The following is a 19,981-nucleotide window of genomic DNA, read 5'->3' as shown; positions in this document are numbered from 1 at the left end:
CTCCTTGGGCTAGCGATCGGCCCAAGCGATACAGGGCTGCGACGGCGGTCGCAACTGGCAGAAATGATAGGTGGTCATCGGAAATGTGCACATTGGCGCAAAAACGCCTGACCGATGGCACGCCTGTCGATCAGGGCAGAGGGCTCAATCGCGGTAGAACACCTGCACCAGGTGGTAGCCGAATTTGCTCTTGATCGGGCCGTGTACCACCCGCAACGGCTTCTTGAAAATCACCTGGTCGATGGCGCCCACCATCTGTCCCGGGCGTACTTCGCCCAGGTCGCCGCCGCGTTTGCCCGACGGGCAGGTGGAGTACTTTTTCGCCAGCACATCGAAGGCTTCGCCCTTGGCGATGCGCTGCTTGAGCTGTTCGGCCTCTTCGGCGGTCTTGACCAGGATGTGACGGGCCTGTGCTTTCATGTTGCCTCTGTTACGGGTAAAACCGGCGATTATGCCTGATTCGGGGCAGGGCGGCTTGGCGCGCCGTGCCCCGAACCCACGCCTTGGCGGGTTACTCCACCGTGGCGCGTTTCACGTCGCTGGAAGCCGACCAGATGCGATAGCGCACTTCCACGTCCTTGGGGGTGTAGACCACCACCGGCAACTTGCTGTTGTAGCGCAGCAGGAAACCATTGCCGACCACCGGCACGAAGGCGTCGGTCTTCTTGTTGTCGGGGCAGCCCATCAGGGTAGAGACAGGGCCCATCACCTTGTCCAGCCGGTAGTAGCTATAGCCCCAGCCTTCGAGGGTCTTCTCTTCGAGGTTGCCACCCAGGCGCTGCAGGTTGCAGTCCACCTTGAGGGTCTTGCCGGCCAGTACCTCGACCTTGAATGCCGACTCGTCTTTCTGCTCGGGCAGGTGGATCACCTGGCGCACAAAGCCGTTTTCGGCTTCGGGATAAGGGGCCACATCCTTGAGGCTGGCTGCGAGAACAGGGGCGCTGAAAGCCAGGGGCAGCATGAACAGGGCGGTCAGGGAAAGCGGTCGCATAAAAGCTCCTTGCGGTTTGAAAATGACAGTCGTAGCCGGCCAGCGGTACCTGCGCCCCAGGCCGATGGCTACTGGGCCAGCCAGCCGCCATCGATGTTCCAGGCGGCGCCGCGTACCTGGCTGCCGGCTTCGCTACACAGAAACAATACCAGCTCGCCCAGGTGTTGCGGTGTGACGAAGGCGTGCGAGGGCTGCTTTTCGGCCAGCAGGTCCTGCTGGGCCTGCTGCGGGTCGACCCCGCTGGCGATGCGATCGTCGATCTGCTTCTGTACCAGCGGGGTGAGCACCCAGCCGGGGCAGATGGCGTTGCAGGTCACGTTGCTGGTGGCGGTCTCCAGGCCCACCACCTTGGTCAGCCCGACCACCCCGTGCTTGGCCGCCACATAGGCGGCCTTGCCTACCGAGCCGACCTGCCCGTGCACCGAGGCGATGTTGATCACCCGCCCCCAGTTGCGCTGGCGCATGCCGGGCAGTGCCAGGCGGGTGCTGTGAAACACCGCCGAAAGGTTGAGCGCAATGATCGCGTCCCAGCGTTCCACCGGGAACGCCTCCACCGGGGCGACATGCTGGATGCCGGCATTGTTGACCAGGATATCGACCCCGCCGAACTCGCGTTCGGCATAGGCAAACAGGTCGTTCAGTTGCTCCACGCTGCCAAGGTCTGCCGCGTGGTGCCCCACCCGGGTGCCATGCCGGCCCACCTCGGCAAGCGCTGCACTGGCGTCGCCGAAGCCGTTGAGAATCACATCGGCGCCAGCGCCGGCCAATGCCTGGGCGATACCCAGGCCGATGCCACTGGTGGAACCGGTAACCAGTGCGACTTTTCCTGCAAGGCTCATGGAAGTCTCCTTAGACAATGCCTGTAGCGTAGAAGGTAGCGATCACCACGAAGACTGCCAGCGTCTTGATCAGGGTGATGCCGAAGATGTCCTTGTAGGCTTCGCGGTGGGTCAGACCGGTCACCGCCAGCAGGGTGATCACCGCGCCGTTGTGCGGCAGGGTGTCCATGCCGCCGCTGGCCATCGCGGCCACTCGGTGCAGCACCTCCAGCGGAATGTTCGCCGCGTGCGCCGCACTGATGAAACTGTCGGCCATGGCCGCCAGCGCAATGCTCATGCCGCCGGATGCCGAGCCGGTGATGCCGGCCAGCAGGGTCACGGTGATGGCTTCGTTGACCAGCGGGTTGGGAATGTTGCGCAGCGCATCGGCCAATACCAGAAAGCCTGGCAGCGACGCGATCACCGCGCCGAAACCGTATTCCGACGCCGTGTTCATCGCCGCCAGCAGGGCACCATTGACCGCGCTCTTGCTGCCCTCTGCCAGGCGCGTGCGGATGGCGCCGAAGGCGCTGACCAGCACCAGCAGGATGCCCAGCAGCAGGGCGGCCTCGACTGCCCAGATGGCCGTCAGCTTGGCGATTTCGGTCTGTACCGGGGCGCTCATGCCGGGCAGGCTCAGGCTGTGGGTCTTGCCGTACCACGCCGGGATCCAGTGGGTGAACAGCAGGTTCATCACCCCCACCAGCAGCAGTGGCGACAACGCCAGCAGCGGGTGCGGCAGGGTCAGGTCGGCGGCGGTTTCGGGCTCGTTGCGCAAGTCGCTGCCGTAGCCTTCACCGGCGCGCTGCGCCTTGTTGCGCTGGCGCTGCAGGTACAGCATCCCGGTGCAGAACACGAACAGCGTACCGATCACGCCAAGCCAAGGCGCGGCCCAGGCGGTGGTGTTGAAGAAGGTGCTGGGGATGATGTTCTGGATCTGCGGGGTGCCCGGCAGGGCGTCCATGGTGAACGAGAACGCACCCAGGGCAATGGTGGCTGGTATCAGACGTTTGGGGATATCGCTCTGGCGAAACATCTCGGCGGCGAACGGGTACACCGCGAACACCACCACGAACAGCGACACGCCGCCATAGGTGAGCAGCGCGCACACCAGTACGATCACCAGCATGGCCTGGCGTGTGCCTAGCAGGCGAATGGCGGCAGCCACGATCGAGCGCGAGAAACCCGAGAGCTCGATCAGCTTGCCGAACACGGCGCCGAGCAGGAATACCGGGAAATAGAGCTTGATGAACCCGACCATCTTTTCCATGAACACCCCGGTGAAGGCGGGCGCGACGGCGGAAGGGTCGGTAAGCAGCACCGCGCCGAGGGCGGCGATGGGGGCAAAAAGAATCACGCTGTAGCCACGGTAGGCCGCCAGCATCAGCAGCGCCAGGGCTGCCAGGGCAATGATCACACTCATTGAGTGTCTCCTTGGGTGCATCTTGTTTTTGTTGGGATGCAGCCCTTAGCGAAGACCGTGCCATGTTAATAAGCTATTGATTTATAAAAATAAATATTAATTCCAGTAGAATTTATCGAATGATTGTCTCTGGTTTGAGACTGGCTGTGCCGTGCGTGCGCTTGCAGCGCAGGAGGATCTGCACACGGGTCTGCCTGACACCCCGTGCACTCTGGTTTTACGACCGCTTCGCGCTCGTTCGCCGGCAAGGCCGGCTCCTACGCCTCGGGCCGGCAGGCCGTAGGAGCGGGCCTTGCCCGCGATCTGGTGCGCAGCGCCAGTAAAACCTGTACATGCGGTCTGCCTGATACATCGCGCAGTCAGGGTCTACGACCGCTTCGCGCCCGTTCGCCGGCAAGGCCGGCTCCTACGCCTCTGGCCGGCAGGCCGTAGGAGCGGGCCTTGCCCCGCGATCTGGTGCGCAGCGCCAGTAAAACCTGCACATGCGATCTGCCTGATACACCGCGCAAACAGGTCTATGACCGCGTTGTGCCCATTCATCAGCAAGGCCGTCTCCAGGTTGAGATGACAGTCTCTCTATTGAGACTTAATCCCCAGAACCGCCAGCTTCTTGTACAGCGTCGAACGCCCCAACCCCAGCTCACGCGCGGCCTGCGGCACATTCCCGGCGCAGCGGGCAAGGGCGTTTTCCAGCAACTGGCGCTCGAATGCTTCGCACGCCTGCCTGTAGTCGGTTACGGGGTCGGTGTCGACTGTAAGGGGCGTCAATGGGCCCAATGCCGATTGCACCTGGGCGGCAGTCAGTTGCTGCTGGTCGGCCATCAGCGTGGCCCGCTCCAACACGTTGCGCAGCTCGCGAATGTTGCCCGGCCAGGCATGTCGGGCCAGCAGCGCCTGTGCCGGTGCCTGCAGTTCATGACGGCTGCCCAGCTCCTCCAGTATCGCCTCGCTCAACGCCGGCAGGTCATCGAGCCGGGCACGCAACGGCGGCACCTCGATCGGCAGCACGTTCAGGCGGTAATACAGGTCGGCGCGAAACTCCCCGCGGGCCATCGCTGCCGAAAGGTCGCGCGAAGTGGCAGCAATCACCCGCACATCGCTCTGCAGCATCTGGTTGGAACCCACCGGCTCGTATTCCTTTTCCTGCAGCACGCGCAGCAGTTTGCTCTGCAGCGCCAGCGGCATGTCGCCGATCTCATCGAGAAACAGCGTGCCGCCTTCGGCCACCTGCAGCTTGCCCGGCCGGCCCTTGCGGTCGGCGCCAGTGAACGCACCCGGCGCGGTGCCGAAGAATTCGGCCTCCAGCAGATCGTGCGGGATAGCGGCGCTGTTGATGCTGACAAACGGCTTGTGGGCGCGGGGCGAGGCGGCGTGGATGGCATGGGCGAGCAACTCCTTGCCCGTGCCGGTCTCACCCAGTAGCAGCACCGGCGAATCGCTGCTGGCCCCACGCCGCGCGCGGCGTTTGACCTCAAGGCTTGCGGCGCTGGTACCGATGAACTGCGCAAAGCTGTACTTGGCCTGGCGCGCACGCAGCAGCGAGCGGGTCGAGGCCAGTTCCTGCTGCATGCTGGCATAGCGCTTGAGCAGCGGCGAAAGGCTGTGCAACTCATCGAACAGGGCAAAGCCGATGGCGCCCATCACCGCGCCCTCGGCATCGTGGATCGGCAGGCGCATCACCACCAGCGGCTCCTTGGGCGTGTCGAGCATGTCCAGCAGAATCGGCCGGCCCTGGGTGATCACGTCGCGCATCTGGCTGCCGGGGATCACGCTTTCACACGGCTGACCAATCGCGGCACTGGCGTCCTCCAGGCCAAAGCGCCGTGCGTAGCGCTGGTTCATCCACACGATTCGTGCATCGCGATCGACGATGATCGTGCCCTCGCTGGATTGCTCGATGATCTCGAACAGCGAGCGGATCGCCAGTTGGCGCACGCGCTGGTAGTCCTTGAGGCTGTCACTGTCTTGCATGGGCCGCTCCGCCGTAATGAGGCTGCGATTATGCCCGTGGATCGAACGCCTCGCGCAATGCGTCGCCGATGAACACCAGCAGCGAAAGGATCAACGCCAGGGTGAAGAATGCGGTAAACCCCAGCCATGGTGCCTGCAGGTTCTGTTTGCCCTGGTTCACCAGCTCGCCCAGGGAGGCGCTGCCGGCGGGCATGCCGAAACCGAGAAAATCCAGTGCAGTGAGGGTCGAGATGGCCCCGGTGAGAATGAACGGAAGGTAGGTGAGCGTGGCGTTCATCGCATTGGGCAGAATGTGCCGCACGATCACCAGCCGGTCGGGCAGGCCCAGCGCCCTGGCGGCCTGCACGTATTCCAGGTTGCGCCCGCGCAGGAACTCCGCGCGCACCACGTCCACCAGCGCCAGCCATGAAAACAGCGCCATGATTCCCAGCAGCCACCAGAAGCCGGGCTCCACAAAACCACTGAGAATGATCAGCAGGTATAGCACCGGCAGCCCCGACCACACTTCCAGCAGGCGCTGGCCGATCAGGTCCACCCAGCCGCCGTGGTAGCCCTGCAGGGCGCCGGCGGCCACGCCGATCACGGTGCTGATGGCGGTCAGCAGCAGGGCGAACAGTATCGACACACGGGTGCCGTACAGCACCCGCGCCAGCACGTCGCGCGCCTGGTCGTCGGTGCCCAGCCAGTTGGTGGCGGTGGGTGGGCTGGGGGTGGGTACCTGCAGGTCGTAGTTGGGGGTGTCGGCGCTGAAGGGGATCGGGGCAAACAGCATCCAGCCACCCTGGCCCTCGATCAGCTGGCGCACGTACTGGCTGCGGTAGTCGGGCTGGAACGGCAACTGGCCGCCGAACTGCTGTTCGGTGTAACGCTTGAAGACGGGGAAGTACAGGCTGCCCTGGTAGCCCAGCAGCAGCGGCTTGTCGTTGGCCACCAGCTCCGCCCCCAGGCTGAGCAGCAACAGCAGCCCGAACGCCCACAGCGAGAACCAGCCGCGGCGATTGCGCCGAAAATTCGCCAGCCGGCGCCTGGACAACGGCGACAGGCGCCGCATCAGTGCTGCCTCGTGGCAAAGTCGATACGCGGGTCGACCAGGGTGTAGCACAGGTCGCCCAGCAGGCGGATCAACAGGCCGAACAGGGTGAAGATGAACAGCGAACCGAACACCACCGGGTAATCCCGCGACACCGCCGCCTCGTAGCTCATGCGGCCCAGGCCGTCGAGCGAGAAGATCACTTCGATCAGCAGCGAGCCTGCGAAGAACACCGTGATCAGCGCCTGGGGAATGCCCGCCACCACCAGCAGCATCGCGTTGCGAAACACATGCCCGTACAGCACCCGACGCTCGCTCAGGCCCTTGGCCCGCGCGGTGACCACGTACTGGCGGGTGATCTCGTTGAGGAAGGCGTTCTTGGTCAGCAGGGTGAGGGTGGCGAAACCGCCGATCACCAGCGAGCCCACCGGCAGCACCAGGTGCCAGAAATAGTCGGCCAGCTTGCCGGCCAGGCTCAGCTCGGCAAAGTTCTCCGACACCAGCCCGCGCACCGGAAACCAGTTGAGCGAGGTGCCACCGGCAAACAGCACGATCAGCAACAGTGCGAACAGAAACGCTGGCAGCGCATAGCCGATCACGATCAGCGCACTGCTCCAGGCATCGAAAGCGCTGCCGTGGCGGATGGCCTTGCGGATGCCCAGCGGGATCGACACCAGGTAGGTGATCAGGGTGGCCCATAGGCCCAGTGAGAGGGTGACCGGCAACTTGTCCAGGATCAGGTCGGTGACCTTGGCACCGCGAAAGAAGCTGCTGCCGAAATCCAGCTGGGCGTAGCGAGTGAGCATCAGCCACAGCCGCTCGTGGGCCGGCTTGTCGAAGCCGTACTGGCGTCTGATGGTCTCCAGCAGTTTGGGGTCCAGCCCGCGGCTGGCCCGCGAGTCGCTGTGCAGCGTGTCGCTGCCGGCCCCCGGCGCACCGCCGCCGATACCCTGCAGGCGCGCCACGGCCTGTTCTACCGGGCCGCCCGGTGCCGCCTGGATGATCACGAAGTTCACCAGCACAATGATCAGCAGGGTGGGCAGTATCAGCAGCAGCCGGCGCAGGATGTACGCGGTCATGGCGCAGCCTCCAGGCGCTCGGCCATCTGCGCCGTGGTCAGCGGGGTGGGGCTGACCTCCCACCAGGTGTCCAGCGCCGGGTCATTGCTGGCTTGCACCTTGGGGATGCCGAAGCGGTTCCACCACACCGTGGAGGCGCCGGGTGGGTAGTAATTGGGGATCCAGTAGTAGTTCCATTGCAGCACCCGGTCCAGCGCATGGGCATGGCGCAGCATGTCGGCCGGGCTCGCGGCCTTGACCAGGCCGTCGATCAGGCTGTCCACCGCCGGGTCCTGCAGGGCCATGTAGTTGTTCGAGCCAGGGTCGGTAGCCGCCGCCGAGCCGAAGTAGCTGTAAAGCTCCAGCCCCGGCGAGGGCGACACCGGGTAGCCAGTGACGATCATGTCGTAGTCACGGGCCATCAGCCGGTTGACGTACTGGGCCGCGTCGATGCGGCGTATGTCCAGGGTGATGCCGATCTGCGCCAGGTTGCGTTTCCACGGCAGCAGCAGGCGCTCCAGGCCCGACTGGCCATTGAGGAAGGTAAAGCTCAGCGGCTCGCCCCGGGCATTGACCAGCTGATCGCCCTGCGGGCGCCAGCCGGCCTGCTGCAGCAGAGCGAGGGCTTGCAGCTGCTTGTCACGGATCAGCCCCGAGCCGTCGGTGCGCGGCGCCTCGAACACCCGGTCGAATACCTCGGCCGGCACCTGGGCACGCAGGGGTTCGAGCAGGGCGAGCTCTGCGCGGTCGGGCAGGGCGCGGGCGGCCAGCGCACTGTTGGCGAAAAAGCTCTGCTGGCGGATGTACAGGTTGCGCATCATCTGCCGGTTGCTCCATTCGAAATCCCACAGCAGGCCCAGCGCCTGGCGCACGCGCCGGTCCTGGAACATCGGGCGCTGCAGGTTGAACACATAGCCCTGGGCGTTCTGCGGCGCCCCTCGGGCCAGGTGCGCACGTTGCAGGCGCCCGTCGTCCAGGGCCGGGCCGTTGTAGCCGGTCGAATACCCGGTGGCGGAGAACTCGCGGTTGTAATCGTAACCGCCACCGCGCAGCACCTGGCGCGCCACGTCGGTGTCGCCGAAATACTCGATCTTCAGCTGGTCGAAGTTGTAGCGCCCACGATTGACCGGCAGGTCCCGTGCCCACCAGTCGCGGTTGCGCTCGAAGGTGATGCTGCGCCCGTTGTCGACCCGTGCGATGCGGTACGGGCCGCTACCCACCAGCGCCTGGAAGCCGCCGCCGTTGGTGAATGCATCCTGGTCGAGCGCGTGCTCGGGCAATACCGGCAGCGACGCCAGGTCCAGGGCCAGGGTACGGTTCTGATTGTTCTTGAAGTCGAAGCGTACCTGCAGGGGCGTCTCGACCACCACAGCAGCCACGTCGGCAAACTGCGTGCGGTACTTGAGATTGCCTTCACGCAGCAGCAGTTGGTAGGTGAAGCGCACATCCTCGGCACGCACTGGCCGGCCATCGGCAAAACGCGCACGCGGATCGATGTAGAAGCGCAGCCACAGCCCATCGGCACTGCGCTCGAGCTTTTGCGCGATCAGGCCGTACACGGTATAGGGCTCGTCCAGTGACCGAATGGCCAGCGGTGCATACAGCCAGCCGTCCACCTCGCTGACCCCGGTGCCCTTGTCGATGTAGGGCAGCACATGGTCGAAGCCGCCGATTTCCAGCGCCGAGCGACGCAGGCTTCCACCTTTCGGGGCTTGCGGGTTGACGTAGTCGAAATGGCTGAACGAGGCGCGGTAGCGGGGGGCTTCACCATAGACGGTGAGGGCGTGGCTGGGGGCGGCGATCAGGGTTTGCCAGGGAGGCAGCAGAAACAGCAGCGGGGCAAGGGCGAACAGCACAATGCGGGTCAAGCCCGCTCTCACAGGAGCGGGCCGACCCTCGACACGGCCGGCAGATGCGGCCAAGGCCGATCAGTCCTGGCGGCTGGTCACTTCCAGCAGGTGATAGCCGAACTGGGTCTTCACCGGGCCTTGAACAGTGTTCACCGGTGCGCTGAACACCACGGTGTCGAACTCCTTGACCATCTGGCCGGGGCCGAACGAGCCCAGGTCACCGCCCTGGCGGCTGGAGGGGCAGGTGGAGTTGGCCTTGGCGATTTCGGCGAAGTCGGCGCCGGCTTCGATCTGTGCCTTGAGTTCGTTGCACTTGTCTTCGCTGGCGACAAGGATGTGACGGGCGGTGGCTTTTGCCATGGAGAATGCTCCTGGTGAGTAAAGGTGCAGCCTAGCGCAATCGGCGCGCGATTTCCTCCCCCTGTGCGCACGTGCCTTGGCCGGGCACCTGGTATTTGTGTCAGTTGTGCGCCTCGTACATTTTGCCTTTGAATCATTTCCAGCCCATTCCCCCGTTCATACCTTTCGGGCTTCCTGGATTGGAGAAAACTTCATGACGAACAACTTGATTGTCCCCGGGACCCAATCGGGCTTGCAAACGATGATCGACCTGTTCAATGCCATAGTGGGAGGGCCGCCGGCATTCGGAGGATTTGCAGCCGGCACCCTGGCCCTGCGACGCATCTACATTCCAGGTTACATCACCCCGGTATACACCGAAGGCGCCCAGGTTGGCGTGAACAAGGGGATGGTCAATTCGGTGCGCGGAATGCAGGTATTCGTGCAGCCGTATCCGAACATGCTGGCGGGGGATCTGATCGAGGTGTTCTATGGCACCAGCAACATCGCGGCGGTGAAGGTCAGTGTCCGCGAGGAGCAGCTCGGCCAGAACATCGAAACCTACATCCCGGCCAAAAAGGTGCTGGAGGGCGTGCACGACCTCTACTACGTGATCACGCGTGCAGGCTCCACCAACAAGGAGTCTTCGCTGGTGCTCAAGGTACTGGCACGCCTCAAGTACCCCGGCGGAAACGACCCTGAACCCGATCGCGCCGGGCACTACAAGCTGCTGCCACCGTTTCTGACGAGCCCTCCAATCGGTGGCGTGGTGGGTGAAGAAGACATCAAGGACTTCCTTGATGGCGAGCTGTATGGCGTGGAAGTCACCGTACCGGCGTACCCGAACATGCGCGAGTACGACACCATTCGCCTGAGTTGGGGCGGCTCGATCGTCGAGTACATCGTGCAACCTGACGAGGTGGGCAACGACCTCGTCATCGAGGTGGATGCCGAGCTCATCTACGAGGCCGGCGACAGCGAAAAGCTGGTGCTTGTGTACTGGATCTGGGACGAAGTGTTCAATCCCGCAAGCGACTGGTCATTGCGCGGTTACATCGAGGTATCGATCGACCCCAACAAACTGTTGCCGCCCATCATCGTCAACCCAGACTCGCAAGCCGTGGAGGGCGACCCGATCGATGTGGCGCTGGTGGCGCAAGATGGCCTGGAAGTACAGGTGGCGGCGCTGTCGGTGTTCGGCTTCAAGGCAAGGGATGAGATTACCCTGTACTGGGTAGGCACCACGGCGCAAGGCCAGATCATTGCCCTGAATTACTCGCAAAAGTTGAGCAGCCCCCGGATATTGGTATTCAAGATTCCCTATGCCCACGTGCAGATGCTGGCGCGGGGTTTTGGCAGGACCTGGTTCACCAGAAAGCCTGATAAAAGCAACGTAGTACAGACCTCCCGGCGTGTGGGCGCAAACTTTATCGGCGCCGCCGTCAAGCTGCCAAGCCCGCAAGTGACCGAAGCGGTCGACGGCGTGCTGGAGGCCACACTGGCAACGGCGACCGTGGTGGTACCGGCAGCGGCCCAGCTGGAGAAGGACGACTTCATCGAGATCACCTGGCGAGGCACCGGTTCCGATGGCAGCACGTTGCTCTACAAGGACGCCAAAACGGTCACCAGCGCCAGCGCAGGAAAAGACATCTCGTTTGCCGTGAACGGGCCGCAGAACATTCAGCCGCTCAGCGGCGGTTCGCTCGAAGTCAGCTACACCGTAAGCCGGCAGGGCCTGGGGCGCCCTCTGGAATCACAGGCTCTCACGCTGCAAGTGGGCGTGGCGCAGTTGGAACTGCCGGCACCCCGTTGCCCGCAGGCACAAGACGGTGAACTGGATCCTGATGTCCTCGCCAGCGTCGATGTGATCATCGAGCCGTACACCGGAATGAAACTCGACCAGACCATCAGGGTGGTGTGGTCCGACGCGGGCGGTACCTTCTTCGACGATCTGATGAAGGTGACCAAGAACAATCTCGACAAGCAAGTGACGTTCACCTTCGAGCACGCCAAATGGAGCAACTACCTGACAGTGGCAGCCGATGTGTACTACCAGGTCATCGAAGACCGCCAGCCGACTCGCGTGTCTGCCATGCTTTCGTTGCGTCGCAAAGAGCGCCAGTTACTGCTGCCCGACCCGGTGGTGGAGGGCGCGGTCAATGGCACGCTGCGCCCTGTGGGCGATGCAGTGGTCACGATCCCAGCCGAGGCCCAGCTCAAACTTGGCGATGAAGTGGAACTGCTCTGGGATGGCGATGCCCCCCAAGGCTCGACGAGCGTCACCCTGTACATACTGGAAGATCAGACACGTGAGCTTAAGCAGTCTATCGATGCACGGTTCGTACTGGCCAACATCGATGCCAATGTACGGGTCAAGTACGTGGTGTACCGCTTCGATGGCCGCGAGCAGACGTCCGGCACCGTCACGCTGCGGGTACAGCGTGCGGCGCTGCCGCTGCCGATATTCGTGCAGGCGACCGCCAACAACCAGCTGAACCCGGACGATGTACGCAATGGTGCAACGTATCGGATCGACACCGTGGCCAGATTGCTGCGCGGTGACAGGGTGACCGTACGGGTGTACAGCGAGCTGCCGGCAGGCAACTTCAACCGCACGATCGTGGTAACGGCGGGCGACGAGGGCAAGGCCCTCGACGTGTCGGTACCCTATGCCACGATCAACGCCAGCAATCGCACCACGATCAAGCTCGAATACACGCTGCAGCGTAGCAGCGGCGGCCCGGAGGAACGCTCGCCGTCCAACAGCTATTTCGTAAACCGTGTGATAGGCAGCGGCAACCTGCGTATTTTCGGCGCCCGCTACGGCGCGAGCACCTACCGCGCCTCCAGTACCTCGCGAATTCTGAGCGCATTCAATGCGCAAAGCCTGCAGCCGATCCTCGCCGAATGGCGTTACCTGGACGAGCCCACCTGGACCGCAGGCACTACCTGGATGGACAAGCAGCCCTGGAAGGCGCTGCGCGTGCGCACGCAAACCGATGAGGTGCAGCTCAACCCGGCCAACATCATCGGCAACGGAATCGACGCCGCGGTCAATGGCAGTGCAGCGTTTGTCGCCCTGCGCAACGAACGCTCAGGGGGGGAGCGCGATATCGTCGGCTGGGGCAGTATTGCCTACGGGGCAGCTATTCCGCCGACATTGCAGACCCGCGACGACATCGCTGAAGTCAGTTGCACGCGCAGCGCGTATGCCGCACGCATGACCAATGGCACTGTGCAGTGCTGGGGCCAGGCGGGCGAGGGCGGTTCCATGCCTAAAGGTGAAACCGGAAATTTCGTCGAAGTGCGCAGCAATGCCAGGGCGTTTGTCGGACGCAAAGCCGACGGCCGCCTCATTGCCTGGGGTGTGGGGCCCGAGGGCGCGACCATTCCGCCGGGGATCCTCAACCTGACGGATTTCACCGCTGTCTACGGTGCCGGCAGCGCTTTTGCAGCGCAGCGTGCCGACGGTTCGCTGGTAGCCTGGGGCAGTGCCGCCAACGGCGGCAGCTTGCCCAACGATATCGCCGACCTCAAGGACATCTACTACGTCAAGGGCAACTTTGCCGCCTTTGCCGCACGGCGCACCAACAATCGTGTCGTTGCCTGGGGCAATGCCGGATATGGCGGCACGGTACCGGATGCAATCGCCCAGTTGACCGATATCGTCACCCTTGAGGGGGCTACGGCCCAGGCATTCAGCGCCTTGCGTGCCACCGGCCAGGTAGTGGCCTGGGGGGCTGGCAGCCATGGCGGCTCGGTGCCGCAAGAAATTGCAGGTCTGACTGACATCGTGGAGGTCACCAGCACCTGGCATGCCTTCTGTGCCCGGCGCAGGAACGGTTCGGTGGTGGCCTGGGGCAACGCGAACAACGGCGGCAACGTGCCACAGCCTGTGGCCAACCTGCGCAATGTCATTCAGGTCACCGGCAGCGCATGGGCGTTCGCCGCCCTGTGCAGCGACGGCACCGTGGCGGTCTGGGGGCGTTCTGAAGCCGGCGGCGATATCAGCCGGGTGTCCGACCAACTGAAACATGTGCGTGCGGTGTACGCCAACTCCAACGGCTTCGCCGCATTGACGTCAGACGGGCGCGTGGTGACGTGGGGCCAACCGCAGGGCGGTGGCGACAGTGCGGCGGTGCAGGCGGCGCTGCGCAACAAGGTGACCACCGGCCACCGGGTAGATGTCAATGCCGAGGCCGACGGCGAATGGGCTGGCGCGCCAGGCGCCTGAGGCCTTTGAGCGATATGACCCTGCAATCGGCGCTGCCTGGCGCCGGTTGCCTACCTGCGGGAGTTTGACGACATGACCGACTACACCGTGCCAAAGATGAACGACGTCAGCGAAGGGGCACTCGACCTCGGTACAGTGGGTGAATTCACCCGTGCAGAGGTACAAAGAAGTGCCAGCTGGCACAACAAAGTGCTGAAGCTGTTTGTGCTCGACGAGCAGAACAAGGTGCTCTACGACGAGGTAAGGCCCACCCCGAACAACGACCGACTGGCGGTGTGGGAAAATATTGCGAAAAGCATATTGCTTGGCCGTGAGGGCCAACAACTGCGCGTGTATTACGAGGTCGACGGGGTGAAGTCGCAGGTACTGACATTCACCATCAAGGCGAACTTCGCTGCGCCCCTGACAGTCGACCTCAGCGGCCGCAACTACATCGTGTTCCGCACCGCCGCCGAGGAGCCCAGCCCGCCGCCAGAAGTGCCCGACTACGCACAGTTCACCCGCACCACCGCACAGGCCGTCAACTACGAAAGCAGCGACACCAAGGTTGCCCGTGTCGACAGCAGCGGCAAGGTCAGCCTGCTGGGCAATGCAGAGGATCCGCCGGTCACCATTACCGCACTGGACGCTGCCGGTGCCTCGGTCGGCAGCTACACACTGACGGTCCGAGGGGTCAGGGGGTTGTACCTGTTGAGCTACGACCACGAACTGCAGGCCCCAGGCGCCGCACTAGCCGCCACCAGCTATGGCCTGGACGTGCCGACAGCCGACGACTTCAGTCGCTTCAGCGCTGTGTACGCGGCGGCAAAAGACGACCTCGCGGGCTATCTGAACGCGCAGAACCTGGGCCTGCCGGACATGACGGAAAAAGGCTTTCTGGGTGTTGTTACTGATACGAGCGGCTCGCCCACCTACCTGGACCTGGCAACGCTGCAGGTAAGCAGCGCCAGCCCAAGCCAGAAAGGCTACGCGATAGGCATCAGCCAGCCCCACTGACTCCATGGCAGGAGCAACCGTTGATGGACGCAATCAGACGTACCTATGCGGCACTGGTGTTATGCGTTTGCGCGAGCATGTTCAATGCGCATGCAGACACTACCCAACCTTCGGACCCAACCCTTCGCCTGCCCGAAGTGGCAGCCTTGCAGGGCGCCGAGCTGGACCCTGAAAAGGTACCGGCCACGGGGCTGAACATCACCGTCCAGGGGGTTGATAACGATAACGCGGTAGTACTGGCGTTCCAGACCACCTTGACGATCTACCTTGCCGATGCGCAAGGCCAGGCGATCACCACGATCAGTTGGCCGATCTCGGCGCGCAATGCCGGCAAACCCGTCACCTTGCCGATCGAAAAGCGCTATGTCGAGGCCAATGTCGGCAAGACCCTGCAGGTCTACTACACCGCGCAGGCGCCGCGCTCGGCGCCGCGCAGATCGGGCGTGGTCACCCTGCTGATCAAGGAAGGCTTCACTGCTGCACAGGCACTCAACCTGGCCAGCCGACGCTATGTCGTGTTCTTCGACGAGCACAACCTGGCCAGGACGCCACCGACCATCCCCGACTATGCCCGCTACACCCGTGCACAGCCAGGGGCCACCGCCTATCGCGTGGACAACACGGGCATTGCCAGGGTCGATCCCGATGGACAGGTCTCGGTATGGGGCAATGGCAACATCACCGTCACTGCGCAGAACGCGGCAGGGGCCAGTTCCAGCTACGTGCTCAGTGTGCGCGGCGTGCGTGAGCTGCGCCTGCTCAGCTCGGCGTATCGATCCACCTGGGCACAGGCGCAGGCCAAGGCCCGCGACGAGGGCTACACCCTGCCGAGCGACGAGGATTTCGAGGCGCTGGCACGGCTCTACCCATCGCCGGCCAACAGCCTCGCCGAGGCACTGAACCTGGCTCCGTACCGGGTGTGGGGCAAAGGGTTGGGCGCACAGACGGCCGTGTACCTGGACCTCTACGACAACCTGGTCAGTTCCGAAGTCACGACAGAGTATGAGCTGGGCTACCCGGCCGGCATTCGTTGAACAGCGGCGCGCCATGGGAGGCGACCTGTATGAATGTTGCGAGCAAACTGATTTGTGGCATCGCATTGTGCGTTTTGCTGGGCAGCGCCCATGCCGTCGGGAGCCCGCAGGTAGCGATGCAGTTGAATGCGCGCTACAGCAGCACACCGGCACAGTGCGTAGGACGCGCACCGGCCTTTGCCTGCAGCGGCGTGTTGCTGCGCGCAGTGCCAGCCAGCGACGTCGAAACGTTCTGGAAGAAAGACGATGCCGCGCAACTGGTTTTTCTGCGCAAGGACCGCGCCCTTGACGGGCTGGCAGCACCTTCGGGGTTCGTGCTGTTCGACCGGCTGACGGCCGTGGGCCTGGGCAGGCCGTATCAGGCCGACAGCAGTGCCGGTGGCGTGGTGGTCAGTACCTGGAATGCCCAGGTGCCCGCGCAATTGCCCATCCAGGCCATCTTCTACGACGTCACCCGGGCCGGTGCCCTGGCGGCAGCCCAACGCAGCCAGCGCGCCTACTTCGACGCCACGGCCCAGTGGTTGCCGGTGGTGCGCCTGCACCTGGGCGATGGCAATGGCCTGGTGTTCGGTTTCAGCCAGCAGGATCAGCTGGACAATGGCTACAGGGTCACCCGGCGCCTCAACCAGCGTTACGCCGACACCCGGCCTGGCTGTATCAGCGGCCGCTCCGGGTTCGATTGCAACGGGGTGCTGTTGCGCTCGACAGGCACGGGCAACTTCAAGGCCTGGAATCCGGCCCCCCGTGCGCTGAAGAACGGCGGCGTGTCCTTCAGCTACCTGCGCAGTGACATGGCCATCAAGGTGGTGGTGTGGCCGCAAGGCTATCTGATTCGCGAAACCGCCGCCCCTGTAATACACACCCTGCCTGCCGCATGCCTGTACGTCGCCGACGGCGCCACGCACGATGCGGTATCAACCAACACCTGCACCTTTCGTGGCTGGTGCGACGAAAAACAACCGCCGGTGAACAGCGTCGCCACCTGGTCCGCCTCCACTGCTGGGAATCGGTTCAGAAGCTGTGCGTTCCGCGCCGACGCCACGGCCTTGCAACTGATGGTCGAGATTCGCCAGAAAGTCCCGGGGCTAACCGGTTGGAATGAAATCATGGTCCCTACCTGGCCGCAGGACATTGCAGCGCAATTGCCGATCGAAGCGTTCTTCTTCAGCGCCACTGCGCATTACCTGGGGCAGGTGGGGGGTACCAACGGCCTGGCCGGGGGGCAGTCGTTCCAGCAGGACTACTTCAAGGAGACCAGCCGCTGGCTACCGCTGGTCAAACTGGACGTGCAGGCCGCCAATCGGCAGCCCTTCACCTATGACCCCGCTGTGCAGCAGCTCAAATGAGGCGCGCACACATGGGCATCTTGAGACTGTGCGGTGTGCTGGCACTGTGCGCCTTCCTTGCGCCGGTGCACGCGCAGGAAGGCACCCGCACGGCGCAGTGGCTCAATGCACGCTTCACCAGCACGCCCGAACAGTGCGTGGGCAGAAGTCCTGCCTTCGCCTGCAGCGGCGTACTGGTGCGCAGCGTACCGCAGAGTGCGAACGCAGATTTCTGGGCGCTCAAGGACGTTGCCGGCAGCGACCTGCGCTTTGTCTTCCTGCGCAACGACCGCAGCATGGCGGGCCTGGCGCTCGGGTGCGGCTACCTGCTGTTCGATGGTCTGAGCGCAGCAGCGCTTGGCAAGGCTTTTCAGGCTGTGCAAGACCCGGTATCGCCCGGGGCGGTCCTGGTGTCTGGCTGGCAGGCACAGGCGCCGGCGCAGCTTGCCATCCAGGCACTGTTCCATGACAGCGCGCAGGCCGGGGGCCTGCGCTGCGCTCAGCGCAATCAGTTGGCCTATTACCAGGCCACCGGCCTCTGGCTGCCGATCCTGCGGATTGCGCCTGGCGATCCGCAGGCACAGGTGTTCGGCTTCGCGCAGCAAGAGCAGCTCTACAATGGCAGGCGCGTGGCCGAGCGCCTTGAGCACCGCTATCGGGATGCCTTGAGCGAATGCCGCGACGGGCAGGCAGCCGCCTACTGTCGCGGGGTGCTGATCCGTGCAGTGAATGGCGCCTCCGGTTTTCACGCATGGAACCCCAGCAGCAACTCCGTGACACGCAACGGCGTGTCGTTCTCCTACATACGTAGCGATGTCGGTACGCAGCGCCTGGCCGGTACCGAAGGGCTCATCTACCGCGAGCTTGCAGCACCCGCACGCCAGACACTGGTAATGCGCTGTGCCTACCCGGCCAATGCCAGTAGCAGTGTCATCCCCAACAGCTGCCGGGCCAGCTGCGCCTCGCAGAACATCAACAGTGTCAGCGCCTGGCGCAGCCGCTATGGCGCCAACCCCTTCAGCAGTTGCGCCTTCGACCCCAGTGCTGCGGCCTTCGAGTTGAGTATCGAAGTGCGTGCCCATAGCGGCGCCTGGAACGAAATCATCATCGCGTCCTGGCCGCAGAACATCGGCCCGCAACTGGCACTCGAGGCTGCATTCCTTATCCGTGGCAGTGGCGGGCTGAGCGGTGCCCGGTACATCCAGCGCGATTACTACCAACAGGCCGGCAAGGTCATTCCTGTGCTACGGGTCGATCTGACGGCGGCCAACGGCCAGGTGTTCACCTTCGACCCCCTGGACCAGAACCTGTGACAACGCGAGGCATAGGGCATGGAGGTAACCAGGGGGCTTCACTGCGACCGACAAGCGTGGCAGCACGGCGAGCTACGGAGTGAGGTGAGCAATCGTACCTGAAACCCTCTGCTGGCACTGCCTTCTCGGGGCGGGCGGGCGAGTACGAACCAGGCTATCCAAGCTGATATCCACTGATCGCAGCCACGCTGCCAAGGAGTCGACGATGAGGAACCTGATGCGTTCACTGTGCCTGGGCTGCACCTTGTGCCTTGTACAGAGTGCAGCGTATGCCCTTGGGGGTCCACAAACCGCCGCGCTGCTGAATGCGCGCTACGCCAGTACCGCGTCCCAGTGCGTGGGGCGCGCACCTGCCTTTGCCTGCAGCGGCATCGTGCTGCGCACGCTGATGCCCAACCAGGCCGAGAAGTTCTGGGTGCCTGACGCCGCCGAAGGCACCGACATGCGCTTCATCTTTGTGCGCAAAGACCATGTGCCGACGACATTGGGCTCGGGCGCGGGGTTTTTGCTGTTTGATCGCTTTACGGCGCTGGCCCACGGCAAGCCGTACCAGGCCACCCAGCCAGCGGCCAACCTGGGCGAGGTGGTGGTGAACGGCTGGAATGCGCAGGCGCCGGGGCAACTCGCGATCCAGGGCGTGTTCTATGACCCCGGGCAAGCCGGCAGTCTGTTGCGCGCCCAGAGCAGCCAACGCGATTACTTCCAGGCCACCGGTACATGGCTGCCGCTACTGCGCTTGCAGCTTGGCGAACCGCAGGGGCAGGTCTTCGGTTTCAGTCAGCAAGACCAACTGGACAATGGCTACCGGGTGGCGGCACGGCTCAACACACGCTACCTCGACACCGGCAATGGCGACGACACCTGCCGGGGCAATCGGGGCGCCTTCTACTGCCGTGGTGTACTGCTGCGCACGACCGATGTCGGCAACTTCCGTGCGTGGAACCCGAGCTCCAATTCGGTACGCGGCAATGGCGTGTCCTTCAGTTATTTTCGCGCCGACAGCAAGGTGCTGCGTACCTACAAGGCGCAGGGGCTGGTGATACGTGAAGAAGCGGCACCGGCGACCAGACCCTTGTCTCTACGGTGCGTGTACCCCTTCGATGGTAGCACTGGCGGGCGGGCCGATATGTGCGACTTCCGGCTTTCTTGCGCCTCAGCGGGGATCGATTCGGCAGCGGCATGGTTGGCGCGCTTCCGTGGCAGCCCATACTCAGGTTGTTGGTTCTCCCCGGCGGCGCAACAATTTCGGGTGGCCAACGAGATCCGCCAACAGCTCAACGATGGCCTTGGCTGGAATGAAATGGTTGTAGCGGCCTGGCCCGCCGGTGCGCCGCTTGGATTGCCGCTTGAGGCGCTGCTCTACAGCAGGGCCAGTTACTTTGCGGGCGATGGCCTGGCAGGTGGCAAGCGGTTCCAGACCGACTACTTCGCCGATACGGGCCGTACCTTGCCGTTGCTTCAGTTGCGCCCGATGCCCACAGATGGACGCCTATTCATCTACGACCCGAACGATCAGGCCCTTCGGTAATCGACGCGACAGCGGCCAACCCACTGCCCCTGGGCAAGCTGGAACGGCAGGACCAGTACGTCTGACCTGCC

Annotated in this window: 15 protein-coding genes; 6 read left to right on the top strand and 9 right to left on the bottom strand. The window is 63.8% G+C overall.

What is annotated here, in order from left to right:
- Window positions 1-144: 144 nt before the first annotated feature.
- The 9 genes from LOY33_RS12750 to LOY33_RS12710 all read right to left on the bottom strand — a co-directional run bounded on the left by LOY33_RS12750 (window position 145) and on the right by LOY33_RS12710 (window position 9,501).
- Window positions 145-420, bottom strand: coding sequence for a peptidylprolyl isomerase (locus LOY33_RS12750; RefSeq protein WP_038611202.1), 276 nt, complete (start codon window positions 418-420; stop codon window positions 145-147).
- A 91-nt stretch (window positions 421-511) separates the two neighbouring features.
- Window positions 512-991: a serine protease inhibitor ecotin gene (gene eco / locus LOY33_RS12745; RefSeq protein WP_253086694.1), complete on the bottom strand. Its 480-nt coding sequence runs from the start codon at window positions 989-991 to the stop codon at window positions 512-514.
- A 68-nt stretch (window positions 992-1,059) separates the two neighbouring features.
- Window positions 1,060-1,830, bottom strand: coding sequence for a 3-hydroxybutyrate dehydrogenase (gene hbdH / locus LOY33_RS12740; RefSeq protein ID WP_043861492.1), 771 nt, complete (start codon window positions 1,828-1,830; stop codon window positions 1,060-1,062).
- Window positions 1,831-1,840: 10 nt separating this feature from the next.
- Complete coding sequence (locus tag LOY33_RS12735) at window positions 1,841-3,232, bottom strand: GntP family permease (protein WP_058540163.1); 1,392 nt, start codon at window positions 3,230-3,232, stop codon at window positions 1,841-1,843.
- 576 nt (window positions 3,233-3,808) lie between these two features.
- A complete protein-coding gene (locus tag LOY33_RS12730) occupies window positions 3,809-5,203 on the bottom strand; it encodes a sigma-54-dependent Fis family transcriptional regulator (protein ID WP_100632779.1) in 1,395 nt (464 codons plus the stop codon).
- 28 nt (window positions 5,204-5,231) lie between these two features.
- Window positions 5,232-6,254, bottom strand: a complete 1,023-nt coding sequence (locus LOY33_RS12725) for an ABC transporter permease (protein WP_213607481.1) — start codon at window positions 6,252-6,254, stop codon at window positions 5,232-5,234.
- Window positions 6,254-7,312, bottom strand: coding sequence for a microcin C ABC transporter permease YejB (yejB, locus tag LOY33_RS12720; RefSeq protein ID WP_058540166.1), 1,059 nt, complete (start codon window positions 7,310-7,312; stop codon window positions 6,254-6,256). The genes LOY33_RS12725 and yejB overlap by 1 nt, the downstream gene beginning before the upstream one ends.
- Complete coding sequence (locus tag LOY33_RS12715; protein WP_253086710.1) at window positions 7,309-9,150, bottom strand: extracellular solute-binding protein; 1,842 nt, start codon at window positions 9,148-9,150, stop codon at window positions 7,309-7,311. The genes yejB and LOY33_RS12715 overlap by 4 nt, the downstream gene beginning before the upstream one ends.
- 69 nt (window positions 9,151-9,219) lie before the next feature.
- On the bottom strand, window positions 9,220-9,501 hold the full coding sequence (locus tag LOY33_RS12710; protein WP_043860171.1) for a peptidylprolyl isomerase: 282 nt from the start codon (window positions 9,499-9,501) through the stop codon (window positions 9,220-9,222).
- A gap of 106 nt (window positions 9,502-9,607) precedes the next feature.
- Here LOY33_RS12710 and LOY33_RS12705 point away from each other — a divergent pair, with 106 nt between their 5' ends.
- The 6 genes from LOY33_RS12705 to LOY33_RS12680 all read left to right on the top strand — a co-directional run bounded on the left by LOY33_RS12705 (window position 9,608) and on the right by LOY33_RS12680 (window position 19,910).
- The gene (locus LOY33_RS12705; protein ID WP_258658321.1) at window positions 9,608-13,714 is read left to right on the top strand and encodes a hypothetical protein; all 4,107 of its coding nucleotides are present in this window, start codon (window positions 9,608-9,610) and stop codon (window positions 13,712-13,714) included.
- Window positions 13,715-13,786: 72 nt separating this feature from the next.
- On the top strand, window positions 13,787-14,710 hold the full coding sequence (locus LOY33_RS12700; RefSeq protein WP_258658318.1) for a hypothetical protein: 924 nt from the start codon (window positions 13,787-13,789) through the stop codon (window positions 14,708-14,710).
- Window positions 14,711-14,733: 23 nt separating this feature from the next.
- Window positions 14,734-15,744 (top strand): hypothetical protein, encoded by a 1,011-nt coding sequence (locus LOY33_RS12695; protein WP_258658316.1) that lies wholly within the window; start codon window positions 14,734-14,736, stop codon window positions 15,742-15,744.
- Between the two features lie 116 nt (window positions 15,745-15,860).
- Complete coding sequence (locus LOY33_RS12690; RefSeq protein ID WP_258658314.1) at window positions 15,861-17,090, top strand: hypothetical protein; 1,230 nt, start codon at window positions 15,861-15,863, stop codon at window positions 17,088-17,090.
- An 11-nt stretch (window positions 17,091-17,101) separates the two neighbouring features.
- On the top strand, window positions 17,102-18,382 hold the full coding sequence (locus LOY33_RS12685; protein ID WP_258658311.1) for a hypothetical protein: 1,281 nt from the start codon (window positions 17,102-17,104) through the stop codon (window positions 18,380-18,382).
- 205 nt (window positions 18,383-18,587) lie between these two features.
- The gene (locus LOY33_RS12680) at window positions 18,588-19,910 is read left to right on the top strand and encodes a hypothetical protein (RefSeq protein ID WP_258658308.1); all 1,323 of its coding nucleotides are present in this window, start codon (window positions 18,588-18,590) and stop codon (window positions 19,908-19,910) included.
- Window positions 19,911-19,981: the final 71 nt, after the last annotated feature.

The sequence above is a fragment of the Pseudomonas sp. B21-036 genome (assembly GCF_024748925.1).
Classification (GTDB): Bacteria; Pseudomonadota; Gammaproteobacteria; order Pseudomonadales; family Pseudomonadaceae; genus Aquipseudomonas; species Aquipseudomonas palmensis.
This window is presented reverse-complemented; position numbering and strand designations above follow the sequence as displayed.